Here is a 12,676-nt window from a genome sequence, read left to right on the forward strand (position 1 = left end):
CTTTATCCGCAGCAGGGCTTATGTCATTAAAGAATTTCGAGTTTAAAACTCAAAGCTAAGCCGAGCATTTACACCATGCTTGCTGTTCTCAGCTGCTAGCTGCCCAGCATAGGAAAGCCCAAACTGTGTCCGCTCGTTTACGGCTAGGTCGAAGCCAGCTTCCAAAATGCCAATGTCTTTGGCAATCGGGCTGCCTTCCACCGTAAAGGCGCTGCCACCACTGGCAAAGCTCTGGGTGAAGTCAACCGTATCAGTTGAGGCATGCTGCCAGCCCACAACACCGCGCGCGGTCAGGTTTGCACCACCAAGAGTAAACTCACTGGCAGCTCTCAGACCCAGTGTTGTAAAGGTCACATCCGTGCTCTGATCACCAGCGGAAAGGGCCGCAGCGCCACCATCTTCAGCAAAGCTGCGGCTGATCAGGTGCACATGAGCCAGACCTGCAAAGGGTTCCAGCGTGGTTGCGCCAAAGTCAAACGCATATCCCAGCTCACCAAAGGCTTGCAGCGTCGCCACATTCTGATCCGCTTCCAGCTTATCGGTAAACGTACCGCCAGAGATGGAGACAGACCGTTCAGTGTCAATCTGATGCCAGGATACCGCAGCGCCAGTGCGCACAGCAAAGCCATTCACCTGTGTGCCTGCGTAGCCGCCAAAGGTGTACGTATCAGCCGTTGCTTCTGAAGCACGGTCATCCGCGTCCATGGAGCTGCGGCTGTAGCCGCCCGTCAGGCCAACACGCAGGTTGCTGAAGGCATCGCCATCAACACCAAACAGAACGCCGCCGGTTGAATGATCAAGAGCCGCCGTATTGCCATCACGTTTTGCTTCGCCCCAGCTGCCATAGCTCATGTTCCAGAGCGCCAATAACCCCAGTTGGGCAGTTTCAGCCCCAGCTGCCTTGCGTGCTTGAGCAGCAGAGGTATGCAAACGGTCATTGACCGCATTGCGAACGAAACGGCTGTTTTCAATCAGCACACCACGCGCTGAAGCACTGATCTCGCCGGAAAGGCTGTCAAATGCCGCCTGCGCTGCTGTCTCATCGCTCACAGTCCCGATCAGAGCGTTATAAACCGCACTGCCAGATCCAAGGCGTTGAACGGCCTCAGCAGAAGCTTTCTGGTTCGTCGTGCGCGCTGCGCTGGCAAAATCAATGTCATTGCGCAGCAAGGTCAGCTCAATATCGTTACTATCAGTACCCGCCTCATAATCCAGCGCGGCATTCAGGAACAACAGGTTGTTCTCAATGGAAGAGAACTCGCCTGTAATCGCATCGGTTCCGTCATTTTCAACAATGATGAACGGCCCCGTCGGATCAAGACTCCAGTCTGCTTTGTCCGCAGGCGTCAGCACCAGATCAAGGACAGTGTCGCTCACATCCACACTGCCATTCACCACCAGCTTGTCCGCAAGCTTGGTGTCGCCTTCTACTTCAATTTCCAGTGTACCTGTGCCGGAGTAATCGCCGTTGATTGTAGTCACCCCGATGGAGTTGCCCGGTGCAATGCGGCCATTGTTGTTGGTCACATTGCCCTTAATAGTTCCGTGTCCGCCCAGCACGCCAGAGCTTTCCACCTTAACATCACTGATCAGCTCAACCCCGCTTTTGCCGAAGGAACTACCAACAATCAAAGCGCCATTTTCAACAGTGGTACCACCGCCAACAGAGTTGGAGGCCCCATCCAGCACCAGTTTGCCTGTACCGGATTTCTCCAGCTCACCAGTTGAGCTGATATCCCCTGTCAAAGCCAGGCTCTTGCTGGAAACATCCAGCTCACCACCGGCAGAGTCCAGATCAAAATTGTCAAAAGACAGATCAGAATTACCAGTTGTCTGGAACGTACCACCGTTCAGTGTAACTTCCCCAGTTCCCAACTGCGCCATATGCGAAACGGAGAGCAAACCACCGTTAATCAAAGTGCCTCCAGCATAAGAGTTGGTGCCTGTCAGCATAATGTTGCTAACACCGGACTTGATCAGCTGACCACCACCAGAAATGTTCCCTGCAAAGGTTCCATTCAGTTCCTGATCCAGCTCCAACTCAGCATTCGCAGCAATCTCAACATTCCCCTGAACGTTGTCAGTGGTGCCTTTCAGCCGTCCTGCCTCAACGCTAGTTCCACCGGTATAAGTATTGGAGCCGGAAAGAACCAGCGTACCAGCACCGGTCTTGGTCAAATAGGCACTACCGCTAAGGTCACTGGTGACGTCAAGAGTGGCACCTGCATTCACAACATCCAGCGTTGCACCAGTGTTTCGGAGTGCTAGACTTGATGCCGTTTGCGTGCCAGTTGCATGGCTCAGTGAAAGCGTGCCCCCATCAAAAGTCGAGGTACCTGTTCCCAGTTTGGTAATATTATCAACAGAGACGGTTCCACCGACAATATAGTTTCCACCAGTATGAGTATTGGAGCCGGTTAGTACGATGGTTCCAGTCCCCAGCTTGACCAGAGACCCCTCGCCAGACAGGTCGCCGGAGAGGGTGCCGTCAATGTTTTGATCAAAAATGGCATGTGTGCTACCAACCATTTTGATATCGCCTTGCAGGGAGTTTGTATTGCCGGTCAAAGAGCCGGACCCAATAGTTGTTCCACCGCTATAAGAGTTGGTGCCGGTCAAAGTTAGATTATAAGAGCCATATTTTTCGAGCGCACCTTCGCCAGACATGTTGCCTGCATAAGTACCTGCCGCCGACTGAACAAACTCGACACTCGTACTTGCAGCGGTGAGAATATCACCTTGCAGGGTTTTCGCATCTCCCTGAAGCTTACCCTCATTTATGACGGTTCCGCCAGTGTAGCTATTATAACCTGACAGGATCAAAGTACCCGAACCTTCTTTGACCAGCGAACCAGCACCCCACATTATTGCTAAGTAATGTCCATTTGTATCTTGGTCAAAAACGACACTAGTATTGGCAGCTGTGTTGATATGACTATTCAAACTAGTGGTATCGCCTTGCAACGTACCCGCCTCAACCTTCGTCCCCCCATTATAGGAGTTAGCGCCGGAAAGGATGAGTGTTCCGTTCCCCGTCTTGGTCAACCCACCAGTGCCGCTCAAGTTACTGCTTACATCAAGGCTGGCTCCCGAGTTCACAACATCCAGCGTTCCACCGTTATCACCAAGTGCCAGTTGGGAAGCTGATTCAGTGCCGGTGATATGGGTAAGCGTGAGCGTCCCACCATCAAGCTTGGTGACACCGCCTCCCAGCCTGACAATACTGTCAAGACGAAGAGCACCAGCTTGTATGGTGGTGCCGCCGTAGTAATTGTTGGTCCCGGCTAGGGTGAGAGTACCTACACCGGTTTTGATCAGCGAGCCAGCACCTTCAATATTTCCAGAATGTGTGCCTGAGCTGCTTTGATTGAACTTAAGTTGAGCACCGCTCTCTACAACAACATCGCCTTGTATGCTGTTTGAATGACCTTCCAGGACGCCTTCTGTAATAGTCCAGTTCTGATCGCCAGAGCCAACCAATGTCCAGGTGGAAGAGTCGGTTTTCTTAAAAGTCTCAAAGCCTCTGTACTGGTTCGTATCCCCAATTGAACTGGCATCAAAGCTGCCGTCAGTCGTGCCCCCCAGCGCAAAGGTATCGTTGAGCCCTCCAGTCGCGTCAACATTACCTTCAACGGTTGAGCCCGCATGATAGGTGAAGCTGTTTGTGCCACCGGTAAACTCAACAGCATTTGCACGCTGATTATATGGGTTGAGTCCACCTGATATACTGCCACTGTTTGTGATCGTTAGATCAGCGCCCTTGACCCCAGCTGCGCCAGATCCGCGGTACCCATTGGCGTTGACAACCAAACTGTTTCCGCCGTGAATATTGCCACTATTGCTAATAGTGTAGGGGCCGCCAGACAAATCAACAGCAACTCCGCCATCCCCACTATGGGAGTGACTGGTGTTATCGTTTTCACCACCATCACCGCCGATGATGCTGCCGTTGTTCGTCAGTGTTAGGTTGCCAGCAGTTGCCGTGGCACCAGAACCGCCTTCACCACCAGAGCCATGGTTGAAGCCGCCTTGACCACCATTTCCTCCTTGAACGGTTTTGCCAGAGATAACCGTCACATCGCCGATCATGTTGACCGCATCACCGCCACCGCCGCCGCCGCCGCCGGCGCCGCCGCTTGATCCAGCACCGCCGCCACCGCCGTCGCCGAGATTCGTGCCATCACCGCCATCGCTTGAGTTTCCTCCAGACCCGCCACCGCCAATCCCGCCGACTCCAGCGCCACTCAGATTAGCTCGACCTCCTTGAGAGTTGATTGAAGACCCACTTAGTGTGCCGCCAGCACCACCATCTTGCGGAACCAGATAACTACCGCCAGCTCCGCCACCGCCAGCATACATATCTGCGTTAATGACACCGACAATGTCTTTTCCATCTGCGCCATCGCCACCGTTGTAATACGCATTCAGGAATGATTCACCTCCCTTTCCGCCAGCATGGGCAGACTGGGACAGCGCGACAAAAACAAGGGCTGTTGTCCCGAGAAGTTTGAAAGTAAACGAAGACGGCATGAAAATTGCGCTCCAAAATGCATGTGTATGGAATGAAAATAATTGTAAAAACACCTACTGCAATTTTTAATTGATTAAAATAGCTACAGGAAAATTAATTAGAAGATATCCTCTACTTGCAAGCCAGCCCAAATTTGTGACGTTAAGACATGAAGCCAGCAATATTGCCTTGGTAAACAAAGCAAGCTTTGTAGCACCCTCTGAAGTGAGCGTTGTAGACTAGGCGCTGAACGATCAGATTACAGTGACAATCGGCACTCAAATTCTGTTAGGGATCGGCCTCAATTTCGTTAGAGATTTCAAAGGCCCATATTTGGCATTTTTGCCCCTAACATTCGCTAAAATCCGCAGAAACCCTAGATTTTGCTAATCCTGCAGGGATCGCCATTTTTCTCTCCCAAATCACTGAGCGAAAACTCAACTCTCTCAAAAACTTGCAGTTTTCTGCATTTTCGCCCCTTGTGAGCAAATTTATCTCATCAATTGAGTAGTGCAGCTTTTTATTCCAATGTGACATAACTAAATAAAATCTTCAGTTTTGAAATGCTCAAAATCCCGGCAAAACTGAAGGGATATAAGGTGTTCAATCAGCGGCAGTTTTAATAAATTCCTCTAATAGATCATTGTGCACGCCACATTTTTGCTGTAATTGACGGCAAAACACGCCCTAGGGGAAATCAACGAGTTGAACTGCGTGCAAAAATCATCTGACATCCGTACGAACTGGACGCGTGAAGAGGCTGAGTCTCTTTACAACCTGCCGTTTAATGACCTGCTGTTTAAAGCTCACTGCGTTCATCGCGAGCATTTTGACCCCAATGAGGTCCAGCAAAGCCAGCTCTTAAGCATCAAGACAGGCGGTTGCCCGGAAGATTGTGCTTACTGCAGCCAGTCCGCTCGCAACAACACCGAGCTGTCCGCCTCAAAGCTTCTTGAAGTCCAAATGGTGCTGGAAGAAGCCAAAAAGGCGAAGGAAGGCGGCGCAACCCGGTATTGCATGGGCGCAGCCTGGCGCTCTCCTAAAGATCGCGACATGCGCGCCATTGAAATGATGGTGGAAGGCGTCAAAGAGCTCGGCATGGAAAGCTGCATGACGCTTGGCATGCTGACACCTGAGCAAATTTTGCGCCTCAAAGATGCTGGGTTGGATTATTACAATCACAACATCGACACTTCAGAGCGCTACTACAGCGAGGTTATTACAACCCGCAAGTTCTCTGATCGTATCGACACCCTGAATCTGGTCAAGGAATCCGGTATCAAAGTCTGTTCTGGCGGCATCGTCGGCATGGGCGAAAAAGATATGGACCGCCTCGACATGCTGGTTTCTCTGGCGACACTGGAAGAGCATCCGGACAGCGTGCCGATCAACATGCTTATCCCAATTGAAGGCACGCCGCTTCAGGATGCTGAACCGGTTGATCCGATTGACTTCGTTCGTCTGATTGCCGTTGCACGCATCATGATGCCGAAATCTCATGTTCGCCTGTCAGCAGGCCGGACAGAAATGTCTGATGAGACGCAGGCAATGTGTTTCTTTGCTGGAGCAAACTCCATCTTCAAAGGCGAAACACTGCTCACCACAGACAACCCGGAAGACTCCAAGGACGCAGCTTTGTTCAAACGCCTTGGTATCCGCCCTATGGGACTGAAAAGCTGTGCGGCTGAGCATGAGCCTGCTGAATAAGCACCAAGGAGCGCTCGAGCGTCTGGCAGAACGGGGTAGGTCCCGTTCTCTGCTCAAAGCGCATGGCTGCGATTTCTCATCTAACGACTATCTGGCGCTGACAACAGCGCCAGAATTGCGTTTAGCGGCAGAAAACGCTCTTGCCCGTGGTGTCAGTCTCGGCGCAGGCGGCTCGCGCCTCTTGCGCGGCAATGATCCTGAGCATGAAGCGCTTGAGCTGGAAGCGGCAAACCTGTTCAACACAGAGCGATCCCTTTTCTTTGGTGGGGGATACAACGCCAACATGGCGCTGTTCTCAACCCTGCCGCAGCAGGGCGACCTTGTCCTGCATGACAGCCTCATCCACGCCAGTGCACATGACGGCATGAAGTTGGGTGCAGCCCAGTCCATGGCCTTTAAGCACAATCAGGTTGAGGATGCGCAAGTACGCATTGCCCAGTGGCGCCAACAAGGCGAAACCGGGCGGATCTGGATCGCTTGCGAAAGCCTTTACAGCATGGATGGTGATCAGGCACCGATCAGGGACCTGATAGAACTCGCTGATACGCACGATGCGTTTTTACTGGTCGATGAAGCCCACGCAACAGGCGTGCTGGGTGAGGGCGGCAAAGGCCTGGCAGCGGAGTTTGAAGGCCGGGAGAACGTTATTTCGCTCCATACTTGTGGCAAAGCTCTTGGAGCCTCCGGCGCACTTGTCTGCGGGCCAGCTGTTCTGATCGACTACCTCATCAACCGCGCGCGCGGGTTCATCTACGCGACCGCGCCATCACCTCTGGTCGCAGCCATCGTGCGTGCATCGCTAAAACTGGTACAGGATCAACCGGAACGACGGGACCAGCTTGCTGACCTTGTAAAACATGCAAATGCTGAGATGAACCGTCTGTGCGGACAAAAGGGCAGCGGAACGCATATTCTTCCGTTCCTCATTGGCGATGACAAGCGCACCATGTTGATTGCAAAAGCACTGCAGGAACGCGGCTATGACATCCGCGGCATTCGCCCACCAACCGTTCCACGGGGCACATCCCGCCTGCGCATTGCGTTGACCTTGCATGCCAGCAAGTCCGATGTATCCAACATGTTTGAAGTGCTTGCAGAAGAAGTGGGGCTGGTTCGCTCATGACAAAACCAATCGTAGTTACAGGCACCGACACCGGTATTGGCAAAACAATTTTCTCTGCAGCGCTGACGCAAGCTTTAGCTGCCACCTACTGGAAGCCTGTTCAATCTGGACTGGAAGAAGAAACCGACACACAAGCAGTAATACGTCTGACAGGTTGTAAAACACTGCCAGAGACTTACCGTTTGCAGGTTCCCGCATCTCCGCATTTCTCAGCGGAAGCAGAAGATGTCCTGATCGATACGGAGAGCCTGGCATTACCTCAGGTCGATGGACCGCTGGTCGTTGAAGGGGCAGGTGGCGTCATGGTTCCGCTCACGCGTGAGACGCTTTACATCGACCTCTTCAAAAAGTGGCAGGCACCGATTGTGCTGTGCGCCCGCACCGGCCTTGGCACCATCAATCACAGCCTGCTTTCCATTGAAGCACTGCGTACCCGTGGCTGCAATCTGCTCGGCATTGTATTTGTCGGTGAGGAAGTGGCAGATTCAGAACGCACGATCGCAGAGTACGCAGGCGTCAAAAAGCTTGGCCGCTTGCCACTGCTGAAACAAATCACCCCAGAAACAATAAGAACAGCGTTTGCAGAGAATTTCCGTCTGGAAGACTTCTGCCTGCAAACCGGGGAGAACGCATAATGTCTAAGCACTCACCAATCTGGCATCCATTCACCCAGCACGCTGTGCTGACGGAAATGACCAAGATTACGGGCGGTTCTGGCGCATACCTGACAAAGGATGACGGCGACAAACTGCTTGATGCCATTGCTTCCTGGTGGGTCGTAACCCACGGCCACTGCCATCCGCACGTCATCGGCGCAATCAAGGAGCAGGCGGAAAAGCTGGATCAGGTGATCTTTGCAGGTCACACCCATGAGCCTGCAGAGCGACTTGCGCAGCAGCTGCTCAAATGCACGCCTGATGGACTGGATTATGTCTTCTTTTCAGACAGTGGTTCCACCAGTGTGGAAGTGGCGCTCAAGATGGCGCTCGGCTATTGGCATCATCTGGGCGAGAAACGCCAGCGCATTGTCGTTATGGAAAACAGCTATCACGGCGACACAATCGGCACCATGTCCGTTGGCGAGCGTTGCGTCTTCAACCAGCCTTACAATCCGCTGTTGTTTGATGTGGCCAAAGTGCCGTTCCCAACCGCTGCCAATGAGCAGAACACGTTAGATGAACTGGATAAGCTCTGCGCCCAAGGCGATGTAGCAGCGTTTATCGTAGAACCGCTCGTTCTGGGTGCTGGTGGCATGCTCATGTATTCCGCTGAAACACTGCGGGCGCTCCATGAGATCTGCCAGAAGCACAATGTACTGTTCATCGCTGATGAGGTGATGACGGGCTGGGGCCGTACAGGCAAGATGTTCGCCTGTGAACATGCACAGATTACGCCGGATATCGCATGCTATTCCAAAGGCCTGACTGGTGGTTCTTTGCCGCTTGCCGTCACCATGTGCTCTTCGGCAATTTATGATGAGCATTATTCCATGGACAGAAGCAAAACCTTCTTCCATTCCAGCTCTTACACAGCAAACCCAATCGCCTGCGCCGCTGCAGTCGCCAATCTGGAAATTTGGGAGAATGAGCCGGTCTATGACCGCATAGCAAAGCTCATGCAAATGCAATCTGCTGGCCTTGCGCGTTTCAAAGACGATGATCGTTTCACCAACATCCGTCAGACGGGCACAATCGCGGCCATGGATATCAACGTGAAGGATCACGGATATCTGTCTGACGTTGGCCCGCGCCTCTATGAGTTCTTCAAGTCAAAGAACCTGCTGCTGCGCCCACTGGGCAACACGCTCTATTCCATGCCGCCATACTGCGTCACACAGGGCGATATTGACCAGATCTACGATGCGATAGCTGAGGCTGCTGATGAACTCCTCTAAGGACCGTGGTGGGCTGATCGGCTTTGGACATTACGCACCAGAAAGCCGCGTGCTCAATGCGGAGATTGAACAGGATCTGGGACTGGAAGAGGGCTGGATCGAACGCCGCACCGGCATTCGTGAGCGCCGCTATGTCTCCTCTGATCAGGCTCTGACAGATATCGCGCTGCCAGCAGCTCAAATGGCGATTGAGGACGCTGGTATCGATCCGGCTAAAATCGGCCTGACACTGCTGGCAACCAGCACGCCTGACCATCTGTTACCGCCGTCAGCGCCTCTGCTGGTGCACAAACTTGGCCTGCCAAACTCTGGTGGTATCGATATGGCAGGAGCCTGCGCAGGGTTCCTTTACGCACTGGCCATGGCCGATGCCTATGCCAAAGTGCAAGGCATTGCGGTTCTCGTCGTCGCAGCCAATATCTTGAGCCGCCGCATCAACCCGGAAGAACGCGCCAGCCGCGTGCTTTTTGCAGATGCTGCCGGCGCTGTCGTGGTTCTGCCTCCGGCACATAAAGAGCAGGGCATCCTTGCTGCTGATCTGGCATCCGATGGTGCTTATTACGACCTCATCAAAATCCCCGGTGGTGGCAGTCGCAATCCGTACAGACCAGATATGGACCCCAATGAATATCTGATGAGCCTGCAAGGCGGGCAGACGGTCTTCGCCAAAGCGGTCAACACGCTCACGGACTCAGCCATGAAGATTCTGGGGCAAGCAGACATCAAACCGTCAGAGGTAGATCACTGGGCACCCCATCAGGCCAACTCTCGAATCATTCAGGCTGTCGGAACCAATCTTGGAATAAACGCAGATAAGACACTGATGACACTGGGGGAGTACGGCAACAGCTCTGCTGCTACTATCCCATTTAGTCTCTCCAAGTGTCGGGAAAATCGAAGCTATAAGGCGGGCGACAAAATCTTATTGTCTGCCATTGGCGCAGGTTTTGTCAGTGGGTCTTTGTTGATCGGCATGTAATAAATGCGCCCACTCGTGGTGGAAAGACGAGCGGGCGCGTGCGCATCAAACCGCAGCTATTTTGATGCGCTGTCCAGATAAGCCAGCAGGTTCTCGATATCTGCTGGCTTCTTCAAACCAGCAAATGCCATACGGTTTTTTGGCAAGAATTTCTTCGGCTTGGCGAGAAACTCGGTCAGAGATTCAGTATCCCACGTCACATCAGCACTTGCCATAACCTTGGAATATTTGAAGCCCTCAACAGCAGCTGCCTGACGGCCAATTACACCATGCAGGCTCGGACCAACTTTGTTCTGCCCTTCCTTCACGCTGTGGCATGCTTTGCACTTCTTAAAAACCTTCTTGCCCGCCTTCACATCACCCGCAAACGCCACTTGAACGGATGCTGGAACCGCAACTGGTTCAGCTGCAGCTTGATTCCCGTCTGTTGTCAGCACAAGGCGAAGAGTAACCGGTACCGTCCGTGTAATCCCGTTCAGCTTGGCAAGTGTTTTCAGCTGATCCACACCTGCATTCACACCCGCTTCCTCAGTTCCCAAAAACACCATGTCATTGGTAGTCGCCAGAACTTTGCTGTCGGAGATACGCGCTACAAAAACCTCTGTCTCTACCGGGATTTCGGTGCCCAGCAAATTGAGGGTGGCTTCCAGATCAACAACAGTGGTTGCTCCAACTGCAAGCTGGTTCAGCTCAGCAGTGTCCAGCTGCGCAGTCAGATCAGCAGACCCGATGCTTTGGAACACGATCTGGCGCATACGCTCATTGCGGATATCGATGTTGGTCTCAACAGAACCCAGATCAATTGTCAGCTGCAGCTTGCCATCTTCCGAGACAGAGCCGGAGAGTTTTTCAAAGCTGTTCACTTCCCCCACGGAGTTCTTCTTGATGGTGCCGTAAGAAAGGCGTGAGCTGTCGCTGTCCACGGACCAGGTTTGTGCAAGGGCACTACCAGACAACAGTAAAAGCATCGCAGAGGTGCGGAAAAGGGTTTTTACCATAGGTATGTCGCCTTCGTGATTTGATGTGATTGACGATTTTTGGTTGCTATCAATTGAGGAACACACGACAGCTGGCTTTTATTCGATGTATTTTGGAAAAAAATATCAGAAACGTTTTCAAAGTGACCTAATCACCATCATGCCCCGGCTCTGGCGCTTTGCACTTTCGCTTGCAGGGCAAAAAGATCTGGCGGACGATTTGGTGCAGGCCACATGTCTGCGGGCATTGGAGCGGGAAAGCCAGTTTCAGGCAGGTTCAAACTTTGCCGCCTGGACCATGACCATTTGCCGGTCCATCTGGCTGAATGAAATGCGCAGCCAGCACCTGAGGAAAACCGGCCAGCTCGACACCGCCATTGAATCCAGCCTGATTGATCCGTCTCCATCTCCTGAAACGAATATTTTCGCCGCTGAAGTGTTTAAACAGGTGATGCGACTGCCAGAAGGTCAGCGCTCTGTGGTGGAACTTGTCTTTGTTGAGCAATTCACCTATCGCGAAGCAGCCGCAATTTTAGGTATTCCTATTGGAACGGTCATGAGCCGCTTATCTGCAGCCCGAAAAACGCTTGCGCCTTTAAAGCAGGAACAAGCCAACCAGATGAAGAAGGGAGAGCTGGCATGACGTACACCGACGAACACCTACGGTCTTATCTGGCAGGCTCTCTGGACCCTGAAACCGCGCAGCAAATAGAAGCAGATCTGGAGAGCGATCCGATCCTGGAACAACGCCTGCTGGCACTTGAAGGTCTGCTCCCCGTCGTCCAGCAAGGCTTTGCAGAGATCCCTGACGCAGATCACCTCAAACAGCTGGAAGACAAGATCTTCGCACAGCCAACCCCTGCAAACGATCACGCAGCCGCCCCATCTGTTGTCCGCACATGGGGCAGCCGCGCAGCAACGCTTGTGATTGGCTTGGCCATCGGAACAAGCCTCATGTACTGGACAGATGACGCAACTGACTGGCGGCAGGAGGTTGCAAGCTATCAGGCGCTTTACGTCAATGAGACAATTGCATCCCTGAACAGGTCCGAGGATGAGCTGAAACAAGAGCTGGCTGAAGCCTCAACCGCCGTAGGCCAGCAGCTGAACCTTTCAGACCTCAATGATCTGGAAGGCTTGAAACTACTGCGAACCCAGGTTCTGGGCCATGAAGGTGCACCACTCATCCAGATCGTCTTCGCTGATCCCAACGGCGCCCCGGTTGCGTTCTGCATCCTCAAAGACACCGATGCCGCCGGAACCATCATGCAATCCACCAATCTCAAAGGCATGGCCTCCGCAGACTGGACCGGCAACGGCTATCGTTACCTCGTTATTGGAGGCCAAAACCAAAGCCGTATCGACACCGTCGCCGAGCAAATCCACTCCCGCGTTTTGTAAGCAAGGAGAGCCTCACACAAATCTTTCTGTCAGTATCTGTCAGAGCAGGCGCCGCAGGGAGGATCAGTATGCTAGGTCTTTCGGA

General features: G+C 52.9%; 9 protein-coding genes. 7 read left to right on the forward strand and 2 right to left on the reverse strand.

Annotated features, from left to right (window positions below; all coding sequences use genetic code 11):
- Positions 1 to 42: 42 nt before the first annotated feature.
- On the reverse strand, positions 43 to 4,530 hold the full coding sequence (locus PsAD46_RS16570) for an autotransporter domain-containing protein (protein ID WP_063307399.1): 4,488 nt from the start codon (positions 4,528 to 4,530) through the stop codon (positions 43 to 45).
- Between the two features lie 694 nt (positions 4,531 to 5,224).
- On the opposite strand from PsAD46_RS16570, the gene bioB reads away from it, so the two are divergent.
- From bioB to PsAD46_RS16595, 5 genes are read left to right on the forward strand one after another with little or no spacing between them, the layout of a single operon-like run.
- Positions 5,225 to 6,217, forward strand: a complete 993-nt coding sequence (gene bioB, locus PsAD46_RS16575) for a biotin synthase BioB (RefSeq protein ID WP_057465384.1) — start codon at positions 5,225 to 5,227, stop codon at positions 6,215 to 6,217.
- A complete protein-coding gene (locus PsAD46_RS16580; protein WP_063292096.1) occupies positions 6,201 to 7,340 on the forward strand; it encodes an 8-amino-7-oxononanoate synthase in 1,140 nt (379 codons plus the stop codon). Before bioB ends, PsAD46_RS16580 begins: the two co-directional genes overlap by 17 nt.
- A complete protein-coding gene (bioD, locus tag PsAD46_RS16585) occupies positions 7,337 to 7,975 on the forward strand; it encodes a dethiobiotin synthase (protein WP_063307400.1) in 639 nt (212 codons plus the stop codon). Before PsAD46_RS16580 ends, bioD begins: the two co-directional genes overlap by 4 nt.
- Positions 7,975 to 9,234 carry an adenosylmethionine--8-amino-7-oxononanoate transaminase gene (locus PsAD46_RS16590; RefSeq protein ID WP_063307401.1) on the forward strand — a complete coding sequence of 420 codons (1,260 nt, stop codon included), beginning with the start codon at positions 7,975 to 7,977 and terminating at the stop codon, positions 9,232 to 9,234. Before bioD ends, PsAD46_RS16590 begins: the two co-directional genes overlap by 1 nt.
- Complete coding sequence (locus tag PsAD46_RS16595; protein WP_063307402.1) at positions 9,221 to 10,213, forward strand: beta-ketoacyl-ACP synthase III; 993 nt, start codon at positions 9,221 to 9,223, stop codon at positions 10,211 to 10,213. Before PsAD46_RS16590 ends, PsAD46_RS16595 begins: the two co-directional genes overlap by 14 nt.
- Before the next feature lie 56 nt (positions 10,214 to 10,269).
- Here the strand turns inward: PsAD46_RS16595 and PsAD46_RS28615 are convergent, their stop codons facing one another.
- On the reverse strand, positions 10,270 to 11,211 hold the full coding sequence (locus PsAD46_RS28615; protein ID WP_063292097.1) for a cytochrome c family protein: 942 nt from the start codon (positions 11,209 to 11,211) through the stop codon (positions 10,270 to 10,272).
- A gap of 139 nt (positions 11,212 to 11,350) precedes the next feature.
- Between PsAD46_RS28615 and PsAD46_RS16605 the strand changes: the two genes are divergently transcribed.
- Both PsAD46_RS16605 and PsAD46_RS16610 read left to right on the forward strand, forming a co-directional pair.
- Positions 11,351 to 11,833, forward strand: coding sequence for an RNA polymerase sigma factor (locus PsAD46_RS16605; protein ID WP_208981875.1), 483 nt, complete (start codon positions 11,351 to 11,353; stop codon positions 11,831 to 11,833).
- Complete coding sequence (locus tag PsAD46_RS16610) at positions 11,830 to 12,591, forward strand: hypothetical protein (protein ID WP_063307403.1); 762 nt, start codon at positions 11,830 to 11,832, stop codon at positions 12,589 to 12,591. Before PsAD46_RS16605 ends, PsAD46_RS16610 begins: the two co-directional genes overlap by 4 nt.
- The last annotated feature ends 85 nt before the right edge of the window (positions 12,592 to 12,676 follow it).

It is taken from the genome of Pseudovibrio sp. Ad46 (assembly GCF_001623065.1).
GTDB lineage: Bacteria > Pseudomonadota > Alphaproteobacteria > Rhizobiales > Stappiaceae > Pseudovibrio.